Annotated in this window: 25 protein-coding genes and 2 pseudogenes; 8 read left to right on the top strand and 19 right to left on the bottom strand. The window is 70.3% G+C overall.

The features are described 5' to 3' along the window. Window positions 1-282 precede the first annotated feature (282 nt). Window positions 283-669 (bottom strand): annotated as a pseudogene (locus I3F58_RS23940) (DNA-3-methyladenine glycosylase); the annotation flags it as partial. A gap of 76 nt (window positions 670-745) precedes the next feature. Here I3F58_RS23940 and I3F58_RS23935 point away from each other — a divergent pair. Then, on the top strand, window positions 746-2,194 hold the full coding sequence (locus I3F58_RS23935) for a recombinase family protein (protein ID WP_240110744.1): 1,449 nt from the start codon (window positions 746-748) through the stop codon (window positions 2,192-2,194). Window positions 2,195-2,547: 353 nt separating this feature from the next. Here the strand turns inward: I3F58_RS23935 and I3F58_RS23930 are convergent, their stop codons facing one another. The 3 genes and pseudogenes from I3F58_RS23930 to I3F58_RS23920 all read right to left on the bottom strand — a co-directional run. Next, entirely contained in the window at window positions 2,548-3,180 is a 633-nt protein-coding gene (locus tag I3F58_RS23930) for a hypothetical protein (RefSeq protein ID WP_240110743.1), read from the bottom strand. 277 nt (window positions 3,181-3,457) lie between these two features. Continuing rightward, window positions 3,458-4,069, bottom strand: coding sequence for a DNA-3-methyladenine glycosylase (locus tag I3F58_RS23925; protein ID WP_240110742.1), 612 nt, complete (start codon window positions 4,067-4,069; stop codon window positions 3,458-3,460). A gap of 12 nt (window positions 4,070-4,081) precedes the next feature. Then, window positions 4,082-4,341, bottom strand: a pseudogene (locus I3F58_RS23920) (DNA-3-methyladenine glycosylase); the annotation flags it as partial. A gap of 121 nt (window positions 4,342-4,462) precedes the next feature. Here I3F58_RS23920 and I3F58_RS23915 point away from each other — a divergent pair. The 3 genes from I3F58_RS23915 to I3F58_RS23905 all read left to right on the top strand — a co-directional run bounded on the left by I3F58_RS23915 (window position 4,463) and on the right by I3F58_RS23905 (window position 6,529). Beyond that, window positions 4,463-5,245: a sporulation protein gene (locus tag I3F58_RS23915; protein ID WP_240110741.1), complete on the top strand. Its 783-nt coding sequence runs from the start codon at window positions 4,463-4,465 to the stop codon at window positions 5,243-5,245. A 52-nt stretch (window positions 5,246-5,297) separates the two neighbouring features. Continuing rightward, window positions 5,298-5,837: a YbhB/YbcL family Raf kinase inhibitor-like protein gene (locus tag I3F58_RS23910; protein WP_240110740.1), complete on the top strand. Its 540-nt coding sequence runs from the start codon at window positions 5,298-5,300 to the stop codon at window positions 5,835-5,837. Between the two features lie 182 nt (window positions 5,838-6,019). After that, a complete protein-coding gene (locus I3F58_RS23905; protein ID WP_240110739.1) occupies window positions 6,020-6,529 on the top strand; it encodes an HNH endonuclease in 510 nt (169 codons plus the stop codon). Between the two features lie 69 nt (window positions 6,530-6,598). Here the strand turns inward: I3F58_RS23905 and I3F58_RS23900 are convergent, their stop codons facing one another. The 4 genes from I3F58_RS23900 to I3F58_RS23885 all read right to left on the bottom strand — a co-directional run bounded on the left by I3F58_RS23900 (window position 6,599) and on the right by I3F58_RS23885 (window position 9,825). Further along, a complete protein-coding gene (locus I3F58_RS23900; protein WP_240110738.1) occupies window positions 6,599-7,369 on the bottom strand; it encodes a sulfite exporter TauE/SafE family protein in 771 nt (256 codons plus the stop codon). 119 nt (window positions 7,370-7,488) lie between these two features. Next, on the bottom strand, window positions 7,489-8,424 hold the full coding sequence (locus I3F58_RS23895) for an SPFH domain-containing protein (protein ID WP_240110737.1): 936 nt from the start codon (window positions 8,422-8,424) through the stop codon (window positions 7,489-7,491). Window positions 8,425-8,524: 100 nt separating this feature from the next. Continuing rightward, entirely contained in the window at window positions 8,525-8,953 is a 429-nt protein-coding gene (locus I3F58_RS23890; RefSeq protein ID WP_240110736.1) for an NfeD family protein, read from the bottom strand. Window positions 8,954-9,033: 80 nt separating this feature from the next. After that, a complete protein-coding gene (locus I3F58_RS23885) occupies window positions 9,034-9,825 on the bottom strand; it encodes an ABC transporter ATP-binding protein (protein WP_240110735.1) in 792 nt (263 codons plus the stop codon). Window positions 9,826-9,982: 157 nt separating this feature from the next. Between I3F58_RS23885 and I3F58_RS23880 the strand changes: the two genes are divergently transcribed. Continuing rightward, a complete protein-coding gene (locus tag I3F58_RS23880; RefSeq protein ID WP_240110734.1) occupies window positions 9,983-10,771 on the top strand; it encodes a hypothetical protein in 789 nt (262 codons plus the stop codon). Between the two features lie 85 nt (window positions 10,772-10,856). Here I3F58_RS23880 and I3F58_RS23875 read toward each other — a convergent pair whose 3' ends face one another. The 3 genes from I3F58_RS23875 to I3F58_RS23865 all read right to left on the bottom strand — a co-directional run bounded on the left by I3F58_RS23875 (window position 10,857) and on the right by I3F58_RS23865 (window position 13,101). Next, window positions 10,857-11,102, bottom strand: a complete 246-nt coding sequence (locus I3F58_RS23875; RefSeq protein WP_240110733.1) for a chaplin — start codon at window positions 11,100-11,102, stop codon at window positions 10,857-10,859. 162 nt (window positions 11,103-11,264) lie between these two features. Next, window positions 11,265-11,897: a response regulator transcription factor gene (locus I3F58_RS23870; protein ID WP_240110746.1), complete on the bottom strand. Its 633-nt coding sequence runs from the start codon at window positions 11,895-11,897 to the stop codon at window positions 11,265-11,267. Window positions 11,898-11,955: 58 nt separating this feature from the next. After that, window positions 11,956-13,101, bottom strand: coding sequence for a GAF domain-containing sensor histidine kinase (locus I3F58_RS23865; protein WP_240110732.1), 1,146 nt, complete (start codon window positions 13,099-13,101; stop codon window positions 11,956-11,958). Between the two features lie 420 nt (window positions 13,102-13,521). Between I3F58_RS23865 and I3F58_RS23860 the strand changes: the two genes are divergently transcribed. Next, the gene (locus I3F58_RS23860) at window positions 13,522-14,334 is read left to right on the top strand and encodes a lytic transglycosylase (protein ID WP_240110731.1); all 813 of its coding nucleotides are present in this window, start codon (window positions 13,522-13,524) and stop codon (window positions 14,332-14,334) included. Between the two features lie 79 nt (window positions 14,335-14,413). On the opposite strand, the gene I3F58_RS23855 is transcribed toward I3F58_RS23860, so the two are convergent. Further along, window positions 14,414-16,933: an FHA domain-containing protein gene (locus I3F58_RS23855; RefSeq protein WP_240110730.1), complete on the bottom strand. Its 2,520-nt coding sequence runs from the start codon at window positions 16,931-16,933 to the stop codon at window positions 14,414-14,416. A 343-nt stretch (window positions 16,934-17,276) separates the two neighbouring features. Between I3F58_RS23855 and serB the strand changes: the two genes are divergently transcribed. Beyond that, window positions 17,277-18,482 (top strand): phosphoserine phosphatase SerB, encoded by a 1,206-nt coding sequence (gene serB / locus I3F58_RS23850; RefSeq protein ID WP_240110729.1) that lies wholly within the window; start codon window positions 17,277-17,279, stop codon window positions 18,480-18,482. A 64-nt stretch (window positions 18,483-18,546) separates the two neighbouring features. On the opposite strand, the gene I3F58_RS23845 is transcribed toward serB, so the two are convergent. The 4 genes from I3F58_RS23845 to I3F58_RS23835 all read right to left on the bottom strand — a co-directional run bounded on the left by I3F58_RS23845 (window position 18,547) and on the right by I3F58_RS23835 (window position 21,102). Further along, entirely contained in the window at window positions 18,547-19,065 is a 519-nt protein-coding gene (locus tag I3F58_RS23845) for a histidine phosphatase family protein (RefSeq protein WP_240110728.1), read from the bottom strand. Between the two features lie 220 nt (window positions 19,066-19,285). Beyond that, window positions 19,286-19,507 (bottom strand): hypothetical protein, encoded by a 222-nt coding sequence (locus I3F58_RS23840; protein WP_240110727.1) that lies wholly within the window; start codon window positions 19,505-19,507, stop codon window positions 19,286-19,288. Between the two features lie 138 nt (window positions 19,508-19,645). Continuing rightward, window positions 19,646-19,768, bottom strand: coding sequence for an SGM_5486 family transporter-associated protein (locus I3F58_RS29470; RefSeq protein WP_275678869.1), 123 nt, complete (start codon window positions 19,766-19,768; stop codon window positions 19,646-19,648). A 17-nt stretch (window positions 19,769-19,785) separates the two neighbouring features. Continuing rightward, the gene (locus I3F58_RS23835) at window positions 19,786-21,102 is read right to left on the bottom strand and encodes an MFS transporter (protein ID WP_240110726.1); all 1,317 of its coding nucleotides are present in this window, start codon (window positions 21,100-21,102) and stop codon (window positions 19,786-19,788) included. Window positions 21,103-21,157: 55 nt separating this feature from the next. Between I3F58_RS23835 and I3F58_RS23830 the strand changes: the two genes are divergently transcribed. Continuing rightward, window positions 21,158-21,844, top strand: coding sequence for a FadR/GntR family transcriptional regulator (locus I3F58_RS23830; protein WP_240110725.1), 687 nt, complete (start codon window positions 21,158-21,160; stop codon window positions 21,842-21,844). On the opposite strand, the gene I3F58_RS23825 is transcribed toward I3F58_RS23830, so the two are convergent. The 3 genes from I3F58_RS23825 to fabG all read right to left on the bottom strand — a co-directional run bounded on the left by I3F58_RS23825 (window position 21,819) and on the right by fabG (window position 23,753). Further along, window positions 21,819-22,136 carry a hypothetical protein gene (locus I3F58_RS23825; protein ID WP_240110745.1) on the bottom strand — a complete coding sequence of 106 codons (318 nt, stop codon included), beginning with the start codon at window positions 22,134-22,136 and terminating at the stop codon, window positions 21,819-21,821. The genes I3F58_RS23830 and I3F58_RS23825 overlap by 26 nt on opposite strands. Window positions 22,137-22,260: 124 nt before the next feature. Then, window positions 22,261-23,028 (bottom strand): enoyl-ACP reductase FabI, encoded by a 768-nt coding sequence (fabI, locus tag I3F58_RS23820; RefSeq protein WP_240110724.1) that lies wholly within the window; start codon window positions 23,026-23,028, stop codon window positions 22,261-22,263. 5 nt (window positions 23,029-23,033) lie between these two features. Further along, window positions 23,034-23,753, bottom strand: a complete 720-nt coding sequence (gene fabG, locus I3F58_RS23815) for a 3-oxoacyl-[acyl-carrier-protein] reductase (RefSeq protein ID WP_240110723.1) — start codon at window positions 23,751-23,753, stop codon at window positions 23,034-23,036. Window positions 23,754-23,804 lie beyond the last annotated feature (51 nt).

The raw sequence follows: 23,804 nt of genomic DNA, 5'->3' as shown, positions 1-23,804 counted from the left end.
TTTTTCCGTTCCGTTTCCGGTTCGGATTCCGTTTCCGGTGGCCGTTGGAGGGCCTTTGCCTTTCGGCGCTCCGCCACTTTAGCGGATTTCCCTGGAGGCTCCTAATCGAGTCTCAGTCTCCAACAGGAAGCCCATTTCCGGCGCACCGGAACAGGCCCCGTTCGAGGGGAAGATCGCTTGGTGGTGGGGTTGGTCGCTCCAGAGGGGCTGACACAGCACCTACCGGCTCTTGCGACTCGATCGACACTATGCGCTTCGATGTGCCGAGTCAAGTCGCTGCCGTCACGTTCTTCGCTTGCGTGGAGTGTGGGCCCGGTAGGGACTGACCGTGGGGTCGCCGTCGATCCAGAAGCGCCAGGGATGGACGGCGCCGTCGCCGCCCACGCCCGTGCGGGGGCCATTGCGTATCCGGTCGGCCGGGACAGGGGTGCCGGTCAGCACGGACAAGGGGGAGTCGGGGCCGACACATGCGTCAGTGCCGTCCAGGGCGCGGTCGATGGCGAGGGCCGTGGCGAGTCGGGCGGGGCCCTTCGCCAGTTCCCGGTCGTGCTTGGCCGTCGTCCTGCGGTGGCGGGCCAGCTCGTGGCCGACACGGATCTCACCCGCACGGAGCAGTACCCCGCTCGCCCTGCCCTCGGGGCCGCACACCACATTCAGGCAGTGCCACATCCGTAGGTAACTCACTAGGCATGTATGTCGTTGGTCCGGCAGCATCGGCAAAGCGACGACAAGCAGGAGACAGGCAGTGCGAGCGATCATCTACGCCAGGCTCAGCCCCACCCCGAGGGGCGAGGAATCCAAGGGTGGGAACCTGACACAACAGGTCGAGCTGAGTCAGGCGCTGTGCGACCGGAAGGGCTGGTCGGTCGTAGCCACGATCGTTGAGAAGGACACGTCGGCTTCGACGAAGCGAGGAACCAAGCGGAGCGCGGAGTGGGAACGCGTCAAGGCTCTGGTGGAGGACGGCAAGGCAGACGCCATCGTGTCCCGCCACTACGACCGTATGTACCGCACCCCCTGGGACCTTGAGGATCTGGTGGACCTGGCTGAGGCGACCGGCGTCACGCTGGCCGCCGCACAGGCGCAGGGAGTGCTCGACCTGTCCACCCCGTCCGGGCGTCTCGCTGCTCGCATCGGCGCTGTGGTGGCTCGCAACGAGACCGAGATGCGAGTAGAGCGTCAGGTACTCGGACACCAGAGGCGCAGGGAGTCGGGGAGGCCCTTCTGGAGTACTCGCCCCTTCGGCTTCGAGCGGGACGGCAGTCACCGGGAAGCAGAGGCGGAGGCCCTGCGGCAGGCGTACCGGGATGTCCTGGTCGGCGTCACCCTCTGGTCCATCGCGAAGGACTGGAACACGCGTGGGCTGCTCTCGCCGCACGGCAAGGAGTGGCGCAGTTCGAACCTTCGGATGGTCCTCTTGAAGCCGAGGAACGCGGGAATCCAGACGTACTCACAGTGGGTCGAGAAGCCGGACGGGACGCGCGTGCGGCGGACCGAGGAGACCGGCGCGGGCAACTGGGAGGCGATCGTCTCCGAGGGCATATTCCGGGCCTTGGTCCGCTACCTGAGCGACCCCGAGCGCAACACGGGCGGCGGCGGTAAGCGCAAGGCCCTGTTGTCCGGCGTGGTCCGCTGCTCGAAGTGTCAGGCCGTCGTCACTCAGGGGTGGAGCAAGAAGAACGCGGCAGGCGAGCGGTACCGCATCTACACCTGTTCGGGTGGCCGGTGCATCACCTGCCCCGCGGACCCGCTCGACTCCTTCGTGGTGAGGAAGGTCATCGACAGGGCCGAGGAGTGGAACGCGGCACCGGCCACGGATGCCGCGGACGAGGAGCGAGAGGCCGAGCTGCTGGCCGAGGAGACGGCCGCATCCGAGAGGCGCACCGCCTTGGCGGAGATGTTCGCCGTAGGGGACATCGACGCGTCGACCCTGCGCACGGGCATCGGCAGGTGTGACGCCGACCTGGCCAAGATCCGGGCCGAGCTAGCAGACCTGGCATCGCAGCGGGTGCGAGTCGACCTCGGCGACATCGAGTACCTGTGGGAAGAACTGGACTACGAGGACCCCGACCGCATCGATTACGTACGGACCGTCGTCATGCAGGTCTGCGAGCGAGTCGAGCTGATGCCGCGCGGTCGAGGGGTCCGGTCCTTCAAGGGCGAGCACTGCCGGATCACGTTCCGGAACCCTTGAGATCCGATCGCGGAGGGCCGAGCCGGCCGTCGGCGCCGAGTGCCGACGGGCCCTGTCTGACGAGAGTCGGGCGGGGCCCGTCGTCATACCTGGCGGGAGGGAGTCGTACATCCCTCGGAGCCTTTGTGCGCACATCTCGCTGCCCAGTTCATGCAACAACGTGCAGGGCCTGGACTCGGTCTCGTGCAGTCGGGAGCGACAGCGGCGACCTGGCCGAGGAATCTTATACGAGAGAGGGAGGACCCCGTTCAGGAAGCCGTCCCGTGTGGCGCTGCTCTGTTCGGCCATCCGCTGACGCACCCCGGCCACCCCCACTGTGGTCGCTTCATCTGGCGATTCGTGGAGACCGATCGTCACCCGTGTGCTCCGCTGATGCCGTGTCGCCGAGCCTGGGGCACGGCCAGCCTGGCGACCGCGCGCTTGGCAGCCTCACGGTGGTGGAGGCGAGGCGCCGGCCCTCGCGGGCCCGCTAGATCGCGGCCGGTGAGCGACTTGGCTTCGACCGTGGTCCAGTCGGAGCGGTGCACCACGGCGGTGTGTCCTTCCACGTGGGCTTTGCCGTCCTTCCAGTCGTCGGGCGGCGCCATGAGGACGCGAAGCTCTTGATGGCTCAGCCACTCCAGTCCGAGGACTTGGCGGCCGAGGTGGTGCTCGATGAGTGACACGGCGGTACCGGTCTCCAAGTGGACGAGGAGAAGCTCCCCCTCGAAGAAGTAGCCGCCGTCGTACTCGCCTGATCCCACGGCGAGAAGCGGGAGAGTCGGATGGAAAGCCATCGCGGTCACGGGGTACCGAGATAGCAAGAGCCATCGACGGCGGGCGCGGTCGGTGACGTGGAAGAGACCAACCGTCTCCGCCTCGTCGTACTCGCGCTCGCCAGCCACGGCGACAAGGCTTCGCCGCTTGTCCGTGACGACGAGGACGGGATCGCCGATCCCGGTGAAGGGGGCATCGGAGCCATCAGGATCGGCCGAGAACGAGGTCATGCCGAGGATCCTCGCAAGGATCCGGGCCAGGTGAGCGGCCGGGTGTCACTGCACTCCCGACTGTCCACCTCGCTCAGCGCGCCAACTCAACCGCCCACTCGCCAGATGAGTTGAAGCGCGCAGTCACGCCCACTCGTCTGGCCTGAGTCGACGCACATCGGCAGCCACTCGACCGGCCAGGAACGCGTCACGGGCCGCGCTCGCGGACGATCACGCATCGCCTGACCCCAACTCCACACCGACTCGCCGGCGAGCCGCCAGCGAGGCACACAGCGGCTCAGGCTCCCGTGGCCGGTTTGGCTCGCGGGCTCAGTCGGTACGCCGAGACCGTCGGATCACCGGCTAGGTAGAACCGGTGTTGCCAGTCGTGGGCCTTGCTCACGCCCACCCGAGGACCGACCCGGATGAGCGCGGCAGGTACCGGCTCACCCTCGGACAGCACGACCGAGGTACCTGTCAGGAGGTCTGCGCCGTTGTGTTCCGCGGTGATGCCGAGTGCCTGGCAGAAGTTTCCCGGGCCTCGGGCGAGCCGTGCGCTCTCGATCCTCTCCCCTCGTCGCTTGCGTGCCAGGTCTTCCCCCTCGATGACCCGGCCCGCCCGGATGAGAACGGCCGAGGCGATGCCATCCGGCCCGGTGACGACGTTGGCGCACCAGTGGAGGCCGTGGGACCGGTACACGTACAGGTGTCCTGCGGGTCCGAACATGACCGTATTACGGGGTGTCCGGCCCCGGTAAGCATGGGAAGCCGGGTCCGCCGCGCCGGAGTACGCCTCGGTCTCCGTGATGGCGATGCTCACGGTGCCCTCTGGGGTCTTGCAGGTGAGTACACTCCCGAGCAGCTTGGGAGCGACTTCTTCGGCAGGGTGGGCGAGAAAATCGACGTTCATGCTGACTGCCTTGACATGCCGTACGTGAAGTACACGTACACATGTCCGGGCGGGCCGAACATCACCGCGTTGCGTTCCGTGCGGCCCCGGTAGGCGTGGGAGCCCGGGTCCGCCTCGCCCGCGTAGGCCTCGACCTCGGTGAGGCGCAGTTCCACGGCGCCCTCGTCCGTCATCCGTACGAGCGTCCTGCCCAGCAGGTCGGGAGCGACCTCCAGTACGGGGCGGTCGAAGAAGTCCCGGGGCAGCGGCGTACGGTCGGGGCTCTCGATCATGTTGCACGAGCGTAGTCGGCGCGGGGTGTGACCAGGGGCGGGTTCGGGGAACCGGCTACGGTCTTCCGCGCGTGCGCGTAGTGACGCATGTAGGTGACCCAACACGGACAAGGAGTGGGACATGGCCTTCAAGAAGCTGCTCGCCAGCCTGGGTGCGGGCGGTGCGAACGTCGACGCGGTGCTGACCGAGGCGAACGTGGTGCCCGGCGGTGTCGTCCAGGGCGAGGTGCGCATCGAGGGCGGGTCCGTGGACCAGGAGATCCAGCACCTGTCCATGGGGCTGCAGGCGCGGGTCGAGGTCGAGGGCGGTGAGCAGGAGTACAAGCAGAACATCGAGTTCACCAAGGTGCAGCTCGGTGGGGCGTTCACCCTCCAGGCGGGGGCGAACCACGTACTGCCGTTCGGGCTGGAGATCCCCTGGGAGACGCCGGTGACCTGCATCGCGGGGCAGCAGCTCCGCGGGATGAACATCGGGGTCACGACGGAGCTGGCCATCGCGCGGGCGGTGGACTCGACCGACCTCGACCCGGTGAACGTGCACCCGCTGCCGGCGCAGCAGGCGATCCTGGACGCCTTCATCCAGCTCGGCTTCCGGTTCAAGAGCGCGGACATGGAGAAGGGACACATCCGCGGGACCCGGCAGCGGCTGCCCTTCTACCAGGAGATCGAGTTCTTCGCCCCGCCTCAGTACCGGGGGCTGAACGAGGTCGAGGTGTCGTTCGTGGCCGACGAGCGGGAGATGGACGTCGTCCTGGAGATGGACAAGAAGGGCGGGCTGATCACCGAGGGCAGTGACACGTTCCGCTCGTTCGTCATGGACCACGCGAACTTCCAGGGCACGGACTGGGCCGCGTACCTCAACCAGTGGCTCGCGGACGTCGGTGGGCGGCGTAACTGGTTCTAGGCTCTGCGTATCCGAGAGCGGTATCGGAGTTGCGAGAATCGGAGGTTCTTACGTGACCGAGGCGAAGAGGGCTCCGCTCCCTCATGACTTCCACCCTGCCGTGCCCTCGTTCACCGTGGTGAGCGAGGACGTCCCGGGAGGCGGGACACTGGCGGACGCACAGGTGCACGCGAAGGGCGACACGTCGCCGCATCTGCGGTGGGAGGGGTTCCCGGCGGAGACGAAGAGCTTCGCCGTGACGTGCTTCGACCCTGACGCCCCGACCGGCAGCGGGTTCTGGCACTGGGTGCTGTTCGACATCCCGGCGTCGGTGACGGGGCTGCCGACAGGTGCGGGGACCGGGAAGTTCGAGGGGCTGCCCGAGGGGGCGGTACACGCGCGCAACGACTACGGGTCGAAGGACTTCGGCGGCGCGGCGCCGCCGGCCGGGGACGGTCCGCACCGCTATGTGTTCACTGTGTACGCGGTGGACCAGGAGAAGCTGGGGCCGGACGCCGACGCGTCCCCGGCGGCGGTCGGCTTCAACCTGCGGTTCCACACGCTGGGGCGCGCGCAGCTCGTCGCGGAGTACGAGATTCCGGCGGGGAGCTGAGAGTTCGCCCGTTGTTCGCCCGCTCCTGGTCTCGACGAGACCGGGAGCGGGCATTTTTCTTGCCGGGGGTCCGGAGGGTGTCCCCGGGGTAAGCACTAATTGCGTTGTCCTGCCTCGTGTTGCACGGCCAGAGTTGAGCCATGTCCGCCGAGGGGCGGGCTGGCACACGGGAGGTGGGCATCATGTGGGACACGCTGGTACTGAACGCGAGCTTCGAGCCGCTGTCGACGGTGACGCTGAACCGTGCGGTGGTACTCGTGCTTCAGGACAAGGCGGTCGTCGAACAGGCCCACCCGGAGCTTCGGGTGCGGGCGGCGGCGGTGGAGGTCCCCGTCCCCCGTGTGATCAGGTTGTGCAGGTACGTCCGGGTTCCGTTCCGAAGACACGCGCCGTGGTCGCGGCGGGGGGTGCTGGTGCGGGACCAGCACCGGTGTGCGTACTGCGGTGGGCGCGCGACGACCGTGGACCATGTGGTGCCGCGGTCTCAGGGCGGTGCGGACAGCTGGCTGAACACGGTCGCGTCCTGCGCCGAGGACAACCACCGGAAGGCGGACCGCACTCCGCAGGAGGCGGGGATGCCGCTGCTGCGGGAGCCGTTCGTGCCGTCTCCGGCGGATGCCATGCTGTTGGCGATGCGGGCCGGTGACCGGGACGGCCTGCCGGAGTGGCTGAACCTGCCGCGGGCCGCATAGGGACGGTGAGGTCGTGCGTGGAGCCTGTAGCGGCGTGACGCCGCTACGGGCTCCGGGTGCCTCGCGGGGTCATCGCATCGCGAGTTGGAGGATGGCGGCGCTGCCGACCGCGACGATGAACGCGCGCAGGGCGGGGGCGGGGAGGCGGCGGCCTATGCGGGCGCCGAGCTGGCCGCCGATGGTGGAGCCGACGGCGATGAGGGCGACGGCGGTCCAGTCGAAGTGGGCGGCGAAGACGAAGAACAGCGCGGCGACGGCGTTGACGATGGCGGCGAGGACGTTCTTGACGGCGTTGAGGCGCTGGAGGGTGTCGTCGAGCAGGATGCCCATCAGGGAGAGGTAGATGATGCCCTGGGCCGCGGTGAAGTAGCCGCCGTAGACGCTGGCGAGGAGCATGCCTACGAGGAGGGCGACGCCGCCATGGGCAGGGGTGGTGCTCTGGCCTGTGCGGTCGCGGCGGGCCTGGACGGCTCGGGTGATGCGGGGTTGCAGCACCACGAGGACGAGGGCGAGCGTGACGAGAACGGGGACGATCGTCTCGAAGGCGCTGGGCGGCAGGTGGGTGAGGAGGAAGGCCCCGCACAGGCCGCCGATCGCGGCGGCGGCGCCGAGACGCAGGATGCGCCGTCGCTGGCCTGCGAGTTCGGCGCGGTAGCCGATGGCGCCGCTGATGGAGCCGGGGATGAGCCCGAGGGCGTTGGACACCGTGGCGGTGACCGGGGGGACGCCGGTGGCGAGGAGGACGGGGAAGGTGATGAGGGTGCCCGACCCGACGATGGTGTTGATGGTGCCCGCGCCGATGCCCGCGGCGAAGACGGCGAGCATCTCCCAAGTGGTCATGTGTGAGCCCCCGTACGTGGTCGGTGGGTGGTGCACCGATCATGCACGAGGGCGGTGACGGGCCGGTTACCGGGGTCCTGCGGGGCCGGCGTCCGGGGCCTGTACGGGATCCTGCGAGGTCAGTCGACGGAGGGGGCTTCGCGGCGCTGTTCCTTGCCGCCGGGGTTGAAGCCGGGGGCGCCGCCGCCGAGGTTGCCGAAGGCTCCGGAGAGGCCCTTGAGGGCGTCACCGATCTCGCTGGGCACGATCCAGAGCTTGTTGGCGTCGCCTTCCGCGATCTTCGGGAGCATCTGGAGGTACTGGTAGGAGAGCAGTTTCTGGTCGGGGTCGCCTGCGTGGATGGCCTCGAAGACCGTGCGGACGGCCTGGGCCTCGCCCTCAGCGCGCAGGGCGGCGGCGCGGGCCTCGCCCTCGGCGCGGAGGATGGCGGACTGCTTCTCGCCCTCGGCGGTGAGGATCTGGGACTGGCGGATGCCCTCGGCGGTGAGGATGGCGGCGCGCTTGTCGCGGTCGGCGCGCATCTGCTTCTCCATCGAGTCCTGGATGGAGGTGGGCGGTTCGATCGCCTTCAGTTCGACGCGGTTGACGCGGATGCCCCACTTGCCGGTGGCCTCGTCGAGGACGCCGCGGAGGGCTGCGTTGATCTCCTCGCGGGAGGTGAGGGTCCGTTCGAGGTCCATGCCGCCGATGATGTTGCGCAGGGTGGTGACGGTGAGCTGCTCGATGGCCTGGATGTAGCTGGCGACTTCGTAGGTCGCGGCGCGGGCGTCGGTCACCTGGTAGTAGATGACGGTGTCGATGTTGACGACCAGGTTGTCCTGCGTGATGACCGGCTGGGGCGGGAAGGGGACGACCTGTTCGCGCAGGTCGATCCGGTTGCGGATGGTGTCGATGAACGGGACGACGATGTTCAGGCCCGCGTTGAGGGTCCGGGTGTAGCGTCCGAAGCGCTCCACGATGGCCGCGCTGGCCTGTGGGATGACCTGAATCGTCTTGATCAGGGCGATGAAGACAAGCACCACCAGAATGACCAGAACGATGATGACTGATGGCATCGTGCTCCCCGTGCCCTTCGCTGCCGATTGGTTTCGATGATCGATTTTTCCAGACGGTGCGCTGCCATGTGTGCCGGTTCGGTCGTTTGACCGGGATGCATCACATGACGAGGGCCGTGGCTCCGTCGATCTCGACCACGTCGACCTGGCTGCCCGGTTCGAAGACCTGCTCGGCGGCGTAGGAGCGGGCGGACCAGACCTCGCCTGCGAGTTTGATGCGTCCGCCGTTGCCGTCGACGCGTTCCAGGACGACGGCCTGACGGCCCTTCAACGCGTCGATGCCGCTGGCGTGCTCGGGCTGGGCCGCGCGGTGGCGGGCGGCGATGGGCCGCACGACGGCGAGGAGCGCCACGGAGACCGCGACGAAGACGATGATCTGTGTCACCACTCCCCCGCCGAGAGCCGCGGTCACGGCTCCGGCGACGGCTCCGACGGAGAACATTCCGAATTCCGGCATCGCCGTGAGGACCAGGGGGATGCCCAGTCCGACCGCGGCGATCAGCCACCAGACCCATGCGTCGATGTCCACAACGTCATGGTAGGACCGGTGGGGCTGCGGGGACAGTGCGCGAAGGGCCCGGGACCGCCGGGCCCTTCGGGCTTCCGTACTCAGCCGAGCGGCAGGCCCTGGGCGGAGTAGCGGTCGCCGTTGCGCTCGACGACGAGGGGGAGGCCGAAGCAGAGGGAGAGGTTGCGGGAGGTGAGTTCGGTCTCCAGGGGGCCGGCGGCGAGCACCTTGCCCTGACGGATCATCAGGACGTGGGTGAAGCCCGGCGGGATCTCCTCGACATGGTGGGTGACCATGATCATCGAGGGGGCGAACTCGTCGCGGGCGAGGCGGCCCAGGCGGCGTACCAGGTCCTCGCGGCCTCCGAGGTCGAGGCCGGCGGCGGGCTCGTCGAGCAGGAGCAGCTCGGGGTCGGTCATCAGAGCCCGGGCGATGAGGGTGCGCTTGCGTTCGCCTTCGGAGAGGGTGCCGAAGCGGCGGTCGAGGAAACCGGACATGCCGAGGCGGTCGAGGAACGCCTTGGCGCGCTCCTCGTCGACCGCGTCGTAGTCCTCCTGCCAGGAGGCGGTCATGCCGTACGCGGCGGTGAGGACGGTCTGGAGGACGGTCTGGCGCTTGGGGAGCTTCTCGGCCATGGCGATACCGGCCATGCTGACGCGGGGACGCAGATCGAAGACGTCGACCCGGCCGAGCTGGTCACCGAGGATGCGGGTGGTGCCGCGGGTGGGGAAGAGGTAGGTGGAGGCGACGTTCAGCAGGGTGGACTTGCCGGCGCCGTTGGGGCCGAGGATGATCCAGCGCTCGCCCTCCTTGACCGACCAGGAGACCTCGTCCACCAGAGCGCGTCCGTCGCGGACCACGGATACGTCCACCAGCTCCAGTACATCGCTCATGAGCGCGTTGTCTCCCCTTGCGGTCGAGGTGTTCTCGTCGTCTTCGTGGCCCGCGCCGTGTCGCGGCGGTGTGCGGCCGTGCGGGGTCCCAGGGAAAACCTACGCCACCCATGGCGGGGGCCGTACGCGGAGGGTGCCGGTACCTAGGCTGGGGGGCATGCTTTCGGATCCACGTTCAGGACGGTTGGCCGCATGGGGGAACTCTCTGCTGGCCGGGTTGGTGTCGCCCGACGAGGCGGTGGTCGCGATCGTCGGGGACGACGCGGTGCACCGGATGACCGGGCTGCCGGGTGAGACGGGGCCGGTGGGGCTCACGCTGGCGCTGGGGCGGCTGCGGTCGCTGGGGGTCACGGGATGGCGGGTGGCGCTGCCGGCACCGGGGCATCCACTGGGTCTGAGCGGTCCGCCGGAGTTCAACGCGCGGGCGCTGGAGGCGGAGGAGGCCGTCGTCGGGTTCGGGGCGGGGTTCGGGCTCGTGCCGGAGGTGACCGCGGTCGGTCCTGCGGGGGATCTCCATGTGGAGGTGGTGTGGCACTGCCTGCCGGTGCGGGAGGCCACGCCCGCGGATGTGCCGTCGCTGGGTGAGGCGGAGCGGGAGCTGGCGGAGGCGCTGCGGGAGGCCACGCTGGTGCTGACGCGGATGGACGTGGCCGGGTCGGGCCCCGCGGCGGACGCGGCGCTGGACGCCTACCGGGCGCGGGCGCACGCGGGGCGCGAGCCGCTGGCTCCGGGCTATCCGGGGCGGGCGGTGCGGGTGATGGAGCTGGCGAACCGGGTGCGGCTGCTGGTGTCGCTGGCGTACGGCTCCGGGCACGGGGCGGCGGTGAGCGCGTCGGAGATGGCGGCGCGGGCGGCGGCGCTGCGGCCCGTGGAGCGGGTGGCCCGGCGGGCGCAGGTGGCCGCGTTCAACTCGTACGTGGAGGAGAGGGAGCGGGGACGGCCCTGAAGCGGGGGATCGGCGAAGTGGGGCTGTGAAAGGGGATGCCCCCCAGGTGGCTCCTGGGGGGCTGGGGAGGTCGGGCAAGGGGCCGTCAGTGGTTGACGGAGGTGTTCCCGAAAGCCGGGTTCAGGAGGCCGATCACGTTGACGGAGTTGCCGTTGACGTTCACCGGCACGTGCACGGGGGCCTGGATCAGGTTGCCGGAGCCCACGCCCGGGGAGTTGGTGGCCAGGCCGTCCGCGTGCGCGCCGCCGGTGGCGGAAGCGGCACCCGCGGCGGCGGCGACCAGCCCACCGGCGACCATGGTGACAGCAGCGGCCTTCTTCAGGTTCTTCACTGGAAATTCCTCCTAGCCATCGCCACGGCCGTCGCCGCGGCATCGCCATGAAGAACGGCCGGGCGCCCGCCGGGTTGCGCCAGACGGGTGATGTACACCCGACGGTATGAATCTCTGATGTGAGGACAACCATCCCGCCGGTCGTGCGTTGCCCCCCCCGTCTCAGGTCGTCAGGCCGTGGCGGACGGCCCAGAGGGCGGCCTGGGTGCGGTCCGCGAGGTCCAGCTTCATGAGGATGTTCGAGACGTGCGTCTTGACGGTCTTCTCGGACAGGACGAGGGCGCGGGCGATCTCCCGGTTGGAGCGGCCGTCCGCGATCAGCCCGAGGACCTCCCGCTCCCGTTCGGTGAGCGAGCCGCCGCGGCCCGCGGAGCCGCCGTTCGCCGCCTCCTGGGAGAGCAGGGCCTCGGCCACCTCCGGCTGGAGGAGGACGTGTCCGGCGTGGACGGCGCGGATGGCGCCGGCGAGCGCGTCCGGGTCGATGTCCTTGTAGACGTATCCGGCGGCACCCGCGCGCAGGGCGGGGACGACGGTGCGCTGCTCGGTGAAGCTGGTGACGACGAGCACCCTGGCCGGGTTGCCGAGTTCCCGCAGCTTGCGCAGGGCCTCGATGCCGTCCGTGCCGGGCATCTTCACGTCCATGAGGACGATGTCGGGCCGCAGCTCCTCGGCGCGGGCGACACCCTCGGCGCCGTCGCCCGCCTCTCCCACGACCTCTATGTCGTCCTGGATCTCCAGGAACGTGCGCAGTCCGCGCCGGACGACCTGGTGGTCGTCGACCAGCAGGACCCTGATCGCCCTCCCGTCGCCCGCCGCCGTCCTCGCGGTGTGCCTCGCACTGCCCTTCGTGTCTTCACCCACCGGGGACCTCCATCTCGATCGTGGTGCCCTCGCCGGGCGCCGAGTGCACGGCGAGCCGTCCCCCGACGCCCCCGGCGCGGTCGCGCATGGAGACGAGGCCGAGGTGGCGGCCGGCGCGGCGGACGGCGTGCGGGTCGAAGCCGGTGCCGTCGTCGCTGATCACGAGTCGGGCGCCCGGCCCGGCACGGGTGAGCCGGACGGCGACTCGGTCTGCGCCGGAGTGGCGCAGGGCGTTGTGCAGGGCCTCCTGAGCGACCCGGAGCAGGGCCTCCTCCTGGGCGGCCGGCAGGGCTCGTACGGGACCGGCGTCGAAGGTGACGCGCGCGGTGTGGGCGCGGTCGAGGACCTGGATATGGCTGCGCAGGGTGTGGGCGAGGCCGTCCTCGTCCAGCGCGGCCGGGCGCAGCTCGACGACGGCGGCGCGCAGCTCGTCGGCGGCCTCGGCGGCGAGAGCGGCGATCTGCTGGAGCTCGCCCTTGGCGCGGGCGGGGTCGCGGTCGACGAGGCGGGCCGCGGCCTGGGCGGTGAGGCGCAGGGAGAAGAGCTTCTGGCTGACGGCGTCGTGCAGCTCGTGGGCCAGCCGGGAGCGCTCCTCCGCGATGGTCAGCTCACGGCTCCGCTCGTACAGGCGGGCGTTGGTGAGGGCGATGGCGGCGTGCTGGGCGAGGATGCCGAGCAGCTGCTCGTCCTCGGCGGTGAAGCCGCATCCACCGCCGGGCGCGGGGCAGCGCTTGTTGGCGAGGAACAGGGCGGCGATCGTCTCGTCGCCGTCGCGGACGGGGAGGCCCAGGAAGTCCGACATGTCGGGGTGGGCGTCGGGCCAGCCCTCGAAACGAGGGTCCTCACGGACGTCCGCGAGGCGCTCGGGCTTCTCGTTGTGGAGCATCGCGGCGAGGATGCCGTGCTGCCGGGGCAGGGGGCCGATGGCGCGCCACTGCTCGTCGCTGACGCCGTCGACCACGAACTGTGCGAAGCCGCCGTGGTCGTCGGGGACGCCCAGGGCGGCGTACTCGGCGTCGAGGAGTTCGCGGGCGGAGACGACGATCGTCTTGAGGACGTCGCGGACCTCCAGCTGTCTGCTCATCTCCAGCAGGGCGGTGCTCACGGCGGCGATGCCTGAGCGCGGTCGATCGGTCATGCGTTCACGGTACCCATCGGCGGTGACGGTCCGTATCCACCTGTGGACGGCCGGGGATAGGTCCCAGGTCCTAGGCCTGCGGGCGGCCTGCGGCACCCGCTCCGGCGGAGGCTCACACTGCGCGTTGCTGACGCAACTCCCGGTGAGGCCGTTACGGGACCGATGTGAGCCCGCGCATAGGATCCAGGTCACTTACGAAGACGCATAGTGGATGCCGTAAGGACCAGATCAAGGCTGGTGGGGCGGGTGCGGGGGGAGCAGGTCCGGGCTCGCGGGGGGATCCTGATCCACTATCCCGGGTCGTACGTCACAGCTTTGCCACCAGATTTTGCCGCCGCTAAGAATTGCCGTCGTTGCCCGCCGAGCAGGCGCCGCGCCACCCCGGCGTGCGACATCCGCGATTCGAAGAGGTACGACTGTATGTCCCCGTCCAGCACTCCTGGTCTCAGCCGTCTCAAGAAGAACCACAAGCTGTCCCTCGCCGGCATGGCCGCCCTCAGTGCCGCCGCCCTCACCTTCACGCTCGCCCCGAGCAACGCCGCCGAAGCGGAGGTGAAGGAGGTGGCCGCCCCGGCCGCCGCCTGGACCGGCTACTCCACCGCTGAGCTGCAGGCAGGGGTCGCCGAGCAGCAGTCCACGATCGAGCTGAAGGCCGCGGCCGAGGCGAAGGCCAAGGCCGAGGCCGCCGCCAAGGCCGAGGCCGCCGCCAAGGCCGAGGCCGCCGCCAAGGCCGAGGCCGCCGCCAAGGCGGAGGCCGCCGCCAAGGCCAAGGCAGCCGCCGACGCCAAGGCGAAGGCGGCCGCGAAGGCCAAGGCCGAGGCAGCCGCCAAGGCGAAGGCCGAGGCCGAGGCGAAGAAGCGGGCCGCGGAGAAGGCCGCCGCGAGCCGTGCCGCCGCACGCAAGCCGGTCTACCCGAACAACCTCGACGGCTGGATCCGCGAGGCCATGGACATCATGAAGAAGCAGGGCATCCCCGGCACCTACAACGGGCTGCACCGCAACATCATCCGTGAGTCCAGCGGCAACCCGAACGCGATCAACAACTGGGACATCAACGCCCAGAACGGTGTGCCGTCGATCGGCCTGCTCCAGGTGATCAAGCCGACCTTCGACTACTACCACTGCCCCGGCACCAAGAAGAGCCAGTACGACCCGGTCGCCAACATCTGCGCCGCCGCGAACTACGCCGCGGACCGCTACGGCTCCATCGACAACGTCAACGGCCCGTACTGATCCCGGACAGGCCGTACACGCTGAAGGGCGGCACCCGCTGAGGGTGCCGCCCTTCGGCGTGCGCAGGCTCAGGCCCGGGTCACTTGCGCATGACCTCGGGCTCGTGGCGGCGCAGCAGCCGCGCCACCAGGACACCCAGGGCGACGGTCATGACCAGCAGCACCGACAGATTGATCCCCCACTGGCCGGCGCTGTGCTCCCACAGCGGGTCCAGGTCCGTGGGGTTCTTGGGATCCCACGGCGCCATGAGGTGCCCGAGGTCGAGGGTCGTGCCCGCACCGGCGATGGCCCAGCGGGAGGGCATGAGCCAGGCGAACTGCTCCAGGCCGGGCGACCCGTACACCTTGAACAGGATGCCGGTGAAGACGACCTGGACGATCGCGAACATCACCAGCAGCGGCATGGTCTTCTCCGCGGTCTTCACCAGCGAGGAGATGACCAGGCCGACCATCATCGAGGTGAGGCCCAGCGCGATGACGACGAGGCACAGCTCGACGGCCGGCGGCATGATCAGCCCCTCGGCCGGCAGTTCGCGCGGGATGAAGCCGATGGCGCAGAGGATGAGGCCCTGGAAGGCCGTGATGACGCCGAGGACGATCACCTTGGACATCAGATAGGCCGAGCGGGACAGGCCGGTCGCACGCTCCCGTTCGTAGATGACCCGTTCCTTGATCAGCTCTCGTACGGAGTTGGCGGAGCCGGAGAAGCACATACCGACCGCGAGGATCAGCATGATCACACCGGCATCGCCGTTGAACCGGGCCGGGGGTGTGGGTGGCGCCAGACCGAAGTCTGCGGGGATGACGACGGACACCGCGCCGATGACCGCCGGGAGGATCACCATGAGGGCCAGGAAGCCCTTGTCGGAGACGATCACCGAGACGTAGCGGCGGATCAGCGTCCACAGCTGGGAGCCCCAGCTCTGCGGCTTCGGCGGCCTGGCCGCCATCCGCGGGGGGACCTGGACCGGCTGCGCGGCGACGGCGTCTATGTCGGCGGCGTACAGCTGGTAGTGCTGGGAGCCCTTCCAGCGGCCCGCCCAGTCGTAGTCCCGGTAGTTCTCGAAGGCGGAGAAGACGTCGGCCCAGGTCTCGTAGCCGAAGAAGTTCAGCGCCTCCCCGGGCGGGCCGAAGTACGCGACGGAGCCGCCGGGCGCCATGACCAGCAGCTTGTCGCACAGGCCCAGCTCGGCGACGGAGTGGGTGACGACGAGGACGGTGCGGCCGTCGTCGGCGAGGACGCGCAGCAGCTGCATGACATCGCGGTCCATGCCCGGGTCGAGGCCGGAGGTCGGCTCGTCCAGGAAGATCAGCGACGGCTTGGTCAGCAGCTCCAGGGCGACGGAGACGCGCTTGCGCTGGCCGCCGGAGAGGGAGGTGACCTTCTTCTCCCTGTGGACGTCCAGCTTCAGCTCGCGCAGCACCTCGTCGATCCGGGCCTCGCGCTCGGCCTCGGCCGTGTCACCCGGGAAGCGCAGCTTGGCCGCGTAGCGCAGGGCCTTCTGGACGGTCAGCTCCTTGTGCAGGATGTCGTCCTGCGGGACCAGACCGATGCGCTGACGCAGCTCCGCGAACTGCTTGTAGAGGCTGCGGTTGTCGTAGAGGACGTCGCCCTGGTCGGCGGGGCGGTAGCCGGTGAGCGCCTTGAGGAGCGTCGACTTGCCGGAGCCGGACGGGCCGATGACGCCGATGAGCGACTTCTCCGGGACGCCGAAGGTGACGTCCTTCAGGATCTGCTTGCCACCGTCGACGGTGACGGTGAGGTGCTGGGCCGAGAAGGAGACGTCGCCGGTGTCGACGAACTCCTCCAGCCGGTCCCCCACGATCCGGAACGTCGAATGGCCGACGCCGACGATGTCGTGCGGGCCGATGACGGCGGTGCTGGACTTGGCGATCGGCTGACCGTTGACATACGTGCCGTTGTGCGAGCCGAGGTCGCGGATCTCGAAGCGGCCGTCGGGGTGCGCGGTGAACTCGGCGTGGCGGCGGGAGACCTGGAGGTCGGAGACGACCAGTTCGTTCTCCAGCGCGCGGCCGATGTGCATGACGCGGCCCAGGGCGAGCTGGTGGAAGGTGGTGGGGCTGCGGTCACCGTGCGCGGGGACGCCCGCGTCGGGGGCACCGCCGCCCTGCTGGTGCGGGATGTGCGGCTGGTGCGCTGGGTGGTGCTGCTGGGGGTGCGGGGGCTGCTGAGGGTCGGGCCAGGGCTGCTGCGGGGCCGCGGGTTCCGCGGTGTACGCGCCGTGCGCGGGCTGGGGCTGCGCCTGGGCGGGCTGCGCCTGGGCGGGCTGCGCCCGGGCGGCGGCGAAACTCAGCCGCGGTCCGTCGGTGGCGTTGCCGAGGTGCACGACACCGCCGGGGCCGACTTCCAGCTGGTGGATGCGCTGGCCCTGGACGTAGGTGCCGTTGGTGGAGCCGTGGTCCTCGATGACCCAACTCCGGCCGCTCCAGGCCAGTGTGGCGTGGCGCCAGGAGACCCTGGCGTCGTCGAGGACCACGTCGCCCTGCGGGTCGCGCCCCAGTGTGTACGACCTGGACGGCTCGAGGGCCCAGGTCCTTCCGTTCAATTCCAGTACGAGTTCCGGCACTCCATGCCCCACTAGTTGTCCCCCGATGGCCCCCCGTCGCCGTCGGCGCGGAGGCTTAGGGATGGCGAACATCGAGGAGGAACTATTTCAGGACCGGTCCCGGATCCGAAAGTCGGGCCGGGGCCGGGGCGTGTGAAGGACCCGCGAGGTCCGTGTGCGGGGGCCGCCGGTCACGGCACACAGCCGGTGATTCTCTCCCCTGTCCCTCCTCCTCCCGCGACCGGGAGCTCCGCCCCCGGACTTCCTTCGCGCCTTGGGAGTGCTCCTGCGCGCCGAGGCCGGGCGGGCCGGATCGTGTCCGGTGGGCGGGATGGGGGCGGTGGGGCGGGGGCGGGGCGGATACGGTGGAGGGACCATGAGCGCATCATCGACCTCCGACGTCCCCACCCTTCTCGTCAAGATCTTCGGGAAGGACCGCCCGGGCATCACCGCCGGGCTGTTCGACACCCTCGCCGCGTTCGCCGTCGATGTCGTGGACATCGAGCAGGTCGTCACCCGCGGCCGTATCGTCCTGTGCGCGCTCGTCACCGAGCCCGCCCGGGGCATGGAGGGCGAACTTCGGGCCACCGTGCACAGCTGGGCCGAGTCCCTGAAACTCCAGGCCGAGATCATCTCGGGCATCGGGGACAACCGGCCACGAGGCCACGGACGTTCCCACGTGACCGTGCTGGGCCACCCGCTGACCGCCGAGAACACCGCCGCCATAGCGGCCACGATCACCCAGACCGGCGGCAACATCGACCGGATCTTCCGGCTCGCGAAGTATCCGGTGACCGCCGTCGAGTTCGCCGTGTCCGGTGTCGAGACCGAGCCGCTGCGCACCGCGCTGGCCACCGAGTCCCACGAGATCGGTGTGGACGTGGCCGTGGTCGCCGCCGGGCTGCACCGGCGGGCGCAGCGGCTGATCGTCATGGATGTCGACTCGACGCTCATCCAGGACGAGGTCATCGAGCTGTTCGCGGCGCACGCCGGCTGCGAGGACAAGGTCGCGGAGATCACCGAGGCGGCCATGCGCGGGGAGCTGGACTTCGAGCAGTCCCTGCACGCGCGTGTGGCGCTGCTGGCGGGGCTGGACGCGTCCGTCGTGGACCAGGTGCGTGCCGACGTGCGGCTCACGCCGGGCGCCCGCACCCTCATCCGTACGCTCAAGCGGCTCGGCTACCAGGTCGGGGTCGTCTCCGGTGGGTTCACGCAGGTCACCGATGACCTGAAGGTGCGACTCGGACTGGACTTCGCCTCCGCCAACACGCTGGAGGTCGTCGACGGCAGGTTCACCGGGCGGGTGACCGGCGAGATCGTCGACCGGGCCGGCAAGGCACGGCTGCTGCGCCGGTTCGCGGCGGAGGCGGGCGTGCCGCTCGCACAGACCGTGGCCATCGGTGACGGCGCCAACGACCTGGACATGCTCAATGCCGCAGGCCTCGGCGTGGCCTTCAACGCCAAGCCCGTCGTACGGAAGGCCGCGGACACCGCCGTGAACGTGCCGTTCCTGGACACCGTGCTGTACCTGCTCGGCGTCACGCGCGAAGAGGTCGAGGCGGCGGACGCCCACACCGACTGACGCCGGCCGATACCGGCCGGTCAGGGGTGCCGGGGGAGTTCTGCTCCGGCACCCCCCGGCCGTCTCACATGTGCGGGGACCAGTAGGCCGCGAGCCTGCCCACCCCGTGTTCCACCGACTTCCACGAGCCCTCGAACGTCACGACGGCGACCGCGGAGGTCGGGAAACCGCTGCGGTTCATCCTGGCCAGCAGGTCGCCCTCGGCCTGGCCGGACAGGGCGTCCGCGAGGGCGTGGACGCCCGGGTTGTGGCCGACCAGCAGCAGGTCCCGGACCTCGTCCGGCTGTTCGTTGAGCAGGGCGATCAGCTCACCGGGCGATGCTTCGTAGATCCGCTCGTCGTACAGGGTCCTGGGCCGCTCGGGCAGCTCCGACACCACGAGCTTCCAGGTCTCGCGGGTGCGGACGGCGGTCGAGCACAGGGTCAGGTCGGGGGTGATACCGGCCCCGGCGAGCCAGCGGCCTGCCGCGGGGGCGTCCTGGCGGCCCCGGTCGGCGAGCGGACGCTCGTGGTCGGACTCCTGGGACCAGTCGGCCTTGGCGTGCCGGAGCAGCACGATCCTGCGAGGTGTATCGACGCTCATGTCCTCCAGCTTCGCATGAAACAGCCCTTGCGGCGCAGGGTGTTTGAGCGGCCCGTAAGCCCCGGATCCCCGGCCCGTACGCCCGTGCCGCCTGGGCCGTGTCCGGCGAACGTGCCCGGGCCGTGGGGTCCGGCGCGCCCTGCCCCGAGCTCCTGGCCGCACTCGAACAGGGTCCGGTGGGCGGCTGCGTCGGACGCCGGCATGATCCGCCGTGCCCTCCCTACCCCCGCGCCAGGGTCTGCTGGAGGTGTTCGATGATCCGCTCCACCGCCGGGGCCCGCCCGGACGCCCGGGCCTCTCCGGGGGTGAAGAGCAGCAGGAACAGGGCCGTGAAGGCCGCGACCGGCAGGGCCAGCGCCCACCAGGGGAGATGGGCCTGCGCGGCGGTCAGGCGGCGAGGCTCCAGGGGGTGGGTGCCGGGGGTGAGCGTACGGGCCTGCATGGCCGCCTCCGTCGTCGTCGCGGGGGTCCCGGCTTCGGGATGTCTCCACGCTACGGAGGGGGTGCCGCCCGGCCCATCCGGTGATCCACCCACTTCCCCCTGAGCCCCGGCTTTCGGGACCCCCTAGGGGTCAGGCGGTCATGACGGCGCGGCGATCGTGGCGATGACGGCGATGACCACGCCGATGGCGAGCATGGCGCCCAGGACGGCCAGGAGCTTCTTCTGCCCGTTCTGGGGGTTCGGGTCGAGCACAGGCTGCATGGCCCCAGTCTCGCACCTCACGCCTCGTCCTCGATCGTCCGGTCCCTCCCCGCGAGGATCCCGAGGAGCATCTGCGGCACCATCAGCCCCGTCATCAGGGCCAGCGGGACGGTCCAGCCGCCGCTGTGCTGGTAGAGGGTGCCGACGAGGGTCGGTCCCGGGATGGAGATGAGGTACCCGACGCTCTGGGCGAAGGCGGAGAGCCTGACGACGCCCGGTCCGGTCCTGGCCCGCATGCCGATCATGGTGAGGACGAGCGGGAAGGCGCAGTTGGAGACACCGAGCAGCAAGGCCCACAGCCAGGCGCCGGCGACCGGGGCGGCGTACAGGCCCACGTACCCGCTGAGGCCGCACAGGGCGAGGGCGACGGCGATCGGGCCCTGGCTCCTGAAGCGGGCGGCCAGGCCCGGGATGACGAAGGACAGCGGGACGCTGATGCCCATGGCGACGGCGCCCAGCACACCGGCGATGCCGGCCGGGACGCCCGCGTCCCGGTAGATCTGGGGCATCCAGCCCATGATGATGTACGCGCTCGTGGCCTGGAGGCCGAAGTAGCAGGCGAGCGCCCAGGCGGTACGGCTGCGTACGACGCCCGGTCCCCGGTCGGCCGCGGCACGCTCGGCGGCGCGTGCGCCCCCGCCGGCCGCCCGTGTGGCGCCGCGGTCCCGGTCGCGGACCAGCGGCAGCCAGGGCAGCACCGCCAGAGCGGCGAGGACCGCCCAGACTCCGAGGCCCGTGCGCCAGTCGCCGCCGAGGGCCCTGGTCATGGGCACCGTCACCGCGCCCGCGCCGGCGGCGCCGAGTGAGAGGGCCATCGAGTACAGGCCGGTCATGGGGCCGACGCGGTCCGGGAAGTAACGCTTGACGATCACCGGCATCAGGACGTTGCTGAGGGCGATGCCCGCGAGCGCGAGGGCGGTCGCGGCGAGGAAGCCGCCGGTTCCGCCGGCGAAGGGCCGGGCGGCCAGGCCCAGGGCGACGGCCGCCATGCCCGCGCAGACGACGGCGGCGGGGCCGAAGCGGCGGGCGAGCCGGGGCGCGGTGAGGCCGAAGACGGCGAAGCACAGCGCCGGTACGGAGGTGAGGAGTCCGGCGACGGTGCCGCTCATGCCCAGCCCGACGCGGACCTCCTCCATGAGGGAGCCGAGGCTGGTGATGGCCGGGCGGAGGTTGACTGCGGCGAGGACGAGTCCGACGGCCACGAGCGGGGTGAGCCGGACGACGGCGGGCGCCGCGGGCGGCGCGAGGGTCCCCTCGGAAGCCGTACTGCCGGTACGGGCGCGGGCAGCGGTCACGGTTCGGGGGCGTATCGGGGTCTGCGGCTCGTCGGACATGCCGACCATCATAGAATCATGGGATGATTGGTTGTCCACTCGTGATCGGAGAAGCATGGCGCTGAACTCCCCCCGCCGTTCCGGGCTCTCGGACCAGGTGATCGCGCAGCTGCGGAACCAGATCACCTCCGGCGAGTGGCCCGTCGGCTGCCGCATCCCCACCGAGCCGGAGCTGGTGGAGCAGCTGGGCGTGGCCCGCAACACGGTCCGGGAGGCCGTGCGCGCGCTGGCGCACAACGGGCTGCTGGACATCCGCCAGGGCTCCGGCACCTATGTCGTCGCGACCAGCGAACTGGCGGGGGTCATGCAGCGGCGGTTCGCCGACGCCGACCCGCGGCATGTGGCCGAGCTGCGCTCCACCCTGGAGTCCTCGGCGGCCCGGCTGGCCGCCCGGCGCCGTACGGACCGGGACATGGCCCAGCTGGACGCGCTGCTGGCGAAGCGCGAGGAGGCGTGGGAGACCGGCGACGCGGAGCGTTTTGTGGCGGTCGACTCCACCTTCCACCTCGCGGTGGTCGCGGCCTCGCACAACGACGTGCTGAGCGAGCTGTACGCGGACCTCGGGCATCTGCTGCGCGACTGGCTGCGCGACGACGTGGGCCAGGAGCTGCGCCCGGAGCACCACATGGACCACGGCCGGCTGGTGGAGGCGATCCGCGCGGGCGACGCGGAGACCGCGGCGACGGAGGCCGCGGCCTATCCGTTCCTGTGCCGGGTCAGTCCGGAACGGCCCGGTGACTGACCCAGGCGTCCCGTACCTCCATCCAGCAGCGGGCGGTCAGCTCGACCTGGTCGGCGGGCACGAGGTCGACGGGCGCCCCGTCCGCGTCGACGTCCCACCAGCGGGCGCACTCCACGTGCAGCTGGACTCGATCCGTGCGGGGATAGGGGTTGTGGCAGTACGCGGTGACGCGTGAGCCCTCGACCGAGGTGTCGCACCGGGCGTGCCGCGGCTCGTCCGCGCCGTCGTACGCCGCGGCGGACGGCGCCGCGAGCAGGGCCGCGGCCGCGGCCGTCAGGACCAGGTGCGGCATGCGCACAGCACCACCTCCTCCCGGTTGTCCCGGCCCGACCAGTGTGCCGGAGATGCACGGAGGCCGCGCGCCGCCGGATGACGGTCACGCGGCCTCGTACCGCTCTTACCGGAAGAAGCGCCGGTCAGGCACCCATGATGTGGACGCCGCCGTCGACGTGGATGATCTCGCCGGTGGTCTTCGGGAAGAAGTCCGACAGCAGCGCGACGACACCGCGCCCGGCGGGCTCCGGGTCGGCCATGTCCCAGGCGAGCGGGGAGCGCTCGTCCCAGACCTTCGCCAGGTCGCCGAAGCCGGGGATGGACTTGGCGGCCATCGAGCCGAGCGGGCCCGCGGAGATCAGGTTGCAGCGGACGTTCTGCTTGCCGAGGTCACGGGCCAGGTAGCGGCTGGTGGCCTCCAGGGCCGCCTTCGCGGGGCCCATCCAGTCGTACTGCGGCCAGGCGAACTGCGCGTCGAAGGTGAGGCCGACGACCGAGCCGCCGTTCTCCATGAGGGGCAGGCAGGCCGTGGTCAGCGACTTCAGCGAGAAGGCCGAGACGTGCATCGCGGTCGACACCGACTCGAACGGCGTGTTGAGGAAGTTGCCGCCGAGGGCGTCCTGCGGGGCGAAGCCGATGGAGTGGACGACACCGTCCAGCCCGCCCAGCTCCTTGCGCACGGTCTCCTCGACCCGGGCCAGGTGCTCGTCGTCGGTGACGTCCAGCTCGAAGACCGTGGCGGGCTTGGGAAGCTTCTTGGCGATGCGCTCGGTGAGGGTGGGGCGCGGGAAGGCCGTGAGGATGACCTCGGCGCCCTGTTCCTGAGCCACCTTCGCGGTGTGGAAGGCGATGGAGGACTCCATCAGCACACCGGTGATCAGGATCCGCTTGCCGTCGAGAATTCCACTCATGTCGCTCAGTGACCCATGCCCAATCCGCCGTCAACCGGGATGACGGCTCCAGTGATGTACGCGGCGTCGTCGGAGGCCAGGAAGCGGACCGCGGCGGCGATCTCCTCCGGCTGCGCGTAGCGGCCGAGCGGCACCTGGGAGACGATGCCCTTGCGCTGCTCGTCGGTGAGCACCTTGGTCATGTCGGTGTCGACGAAGCCGGGCGCGACGACGTTGAAGGTGATGTTGCGGGAACCGAGTTCCCGGGCGAGGGAACGGGCGAAGCCCACGAGACCGGCCTTGGAGGCCGCGTAGTTCGCCTGGCCCGCGGAGCCGAGCAGCCCGACGACCGAGGAGATCAGCACGACGCGGCCCTTCTTGGCCCGCAGCATGCCGCGGTTGGCGCGCTTGACGACGCGGAAGGTGCCCGTGAGGTTGGTCTCCAGGACGGAGGTGAAGTCGTCCTCCGACATCCGCATGAGGAGCTGGTCCTTGGTGACGCCGGCGTTGGCGACGAGCACCTCCACAGGCCCCTGCTTCTCCTCGATCTCCTTGTAGGCGGTCTCCACCTGCTCGGAGTCGGTGATGTCACAGCGCACGCCCAGGCAGCCCAGCTCGGCCAGCTCGGCCGGCGGCTCACCGGACCGGTACGTGTACGCGACCTTGTCGCCTGCCACGGCGAAAGCGCGGGCGATGGCGAGGCCGATGCCCCGGTTGCCTCCGGTGACGAGAACCGAGCGGCTCATCGGATCACCCTTTCCCTAGCTGTGTGGTTCTCCCGAGAACCTATCGGTCCA

The organism is Streptomyces sp. MUM 203J (genome assembly GCF_022414595.1).
In the GTDB taxonomy this organism is placed as follows: Bacteria; Actinomycetota; Actinomycetes; order Streptomycetales; family Streptomycetaceae; genus Streptomyces.
Note: the sequence above shows the minus strand (reverse complement) of the source record. Positions and strands in the feature narration are given on the sequence as shown.

Excerpts from the sequence above, each read along its gene's own strand:
- I3F58_RS23915 (WP_240110741.1), top strand. The coding sequence starts at position 4,463 with ATGGCCTTCAAGAAGCTGCTCGCCAGCCTGGGTGCGGGCGGTGCGAAC.
- I3F58_RS23925 (WP_240110742.1), bottom strand. The coding sequence starts at position 4,069 with ATGAACGTCGATTTTCTCGCCCACCCTGCCGAAGAAGTCGCTCCCAAG.
- I3F58_RS23830 (WP_240110725.1), top strand. The coding sequence starts at position 21,158 with ATGGCGCTGAACTCCCCCCGCCGTTCCGGGCTCTCGGACCAGGTGATC.
- I3F58_RS23880 (WP_240110734.1), top strand. The coding sequence starts at position 9,983 with ATGCTTTCGGATCCACGTTCAGGACGGTTGGCCGCATGGGGGAACTCT.
- I3F58_RS23865 (WP_240110732.1), bottom strand. The coding sequence starts at position 13,101 with ATGACCGATCGACCGCGCTCAGGCATCGCCGCCGTGAGCACCGCCCTG.
- I3F58_RS23885 (WP_240110735.1), bottom strand. The coding sequence starts at position 9,825 with ATGAGCGATGTACTGGAGCTGGTGGACGTATCCGTGGTCCGCGACGGA.
- I3F58_RS23905 (WP_240110739.1), top strand. The coding sequence starts at position 6,020 with ATGTGGGACACGCTGGTACTGAACGCGAGCTTCGAGCCGCTGTCGACG.
- I3F58_RS23900 (WP_240110738.1), bottom strand. The coding sequence starts at position 7,369 with ATGACCACTTGGGAGATGCTCGCCGTCTTCGCCGCGGGCATCGGCGCG.
- I3F58_RS23825 (WP_240110745.1), bottom strand. The coding sequence starts at position 22,136 with ATGCCGCACCTGGTCCTGACGGCCGCGGCCGCGGCCCTGCTCGCGGCG.
- I3F58_RS29470 (WP_275678869.1), bottom strand. The coding sequence starts at position 19,768 with ATGCAGCCTGTGCTCGACCCGAACCCCCAGAACGGGCAGAAGAAGCTC.
- I3F58_RS23860 (WP_240110731.1), top strand. The coding sequence starts at position 13,522 with ATGTCCCCGTCCAGCACTCCTGGTCTCAGCCGTCTCAAGAAGAACCAC.
- serB (WP_240110729.1), top strand. The coding sequence starts at position 17,277 with ATGAGCGCATCATCGACCTCCGACGTCCCCACCCTTCTCGTCAAGATC.
- fabG (WP_240110723.1), bottom strand. The coding sequence starts at position 23,753 with ATGAGCCGCTCGGTTCTCGTCACCGGAGGCAACCGGGGCATCGGCCTC.
- fabI (WP_240110724.1), bottom strand. The coding sequence starts at position 23,028 with ATGAGTGGAATTCTCGACGGCAAGCGGATCCTGATCACCGGTGTGCTG.
- I3F58_RS23840 (WP_240110727.1), bottom strand. The coding sequence starts at position 19,507 with ATGCAGGCCCGTACGCTCACCCCCGGCACCCACCCCCTGGAGCCTCGC.
- I3F58_RS23930 (WP_240110743.1), bottom strand. The coding sequence starts at position 3,180 with ATGACCTCGTTCTCGGCCGATCCTGATGGCTCCGATGCCCCCTTCACC.
- I3F58_RS23835 (WP_240110726.1), bottom strand. The coding sequence starts at position 21,102 with ATGTCCGACGAGCCGCAGACCCCGATACGCCCCCGAACCGTGACCGCT.
- I3F58_RS23895 (WP_240110737.1), bottom strand. The coding sequence starts at position 8,424 with ATGCCATCAGTCATCATCGTTCTGGTCATTCTGGTGGTGCTTGTCTTC.
- I3F58_RS23845 (WP_240110728.1), bottom strand. The coding sequence starts at position 19,065 with ATGAGCGTCGATACACCTCGCAGGATCGTGCTGCTCCGGCACGCCAAG.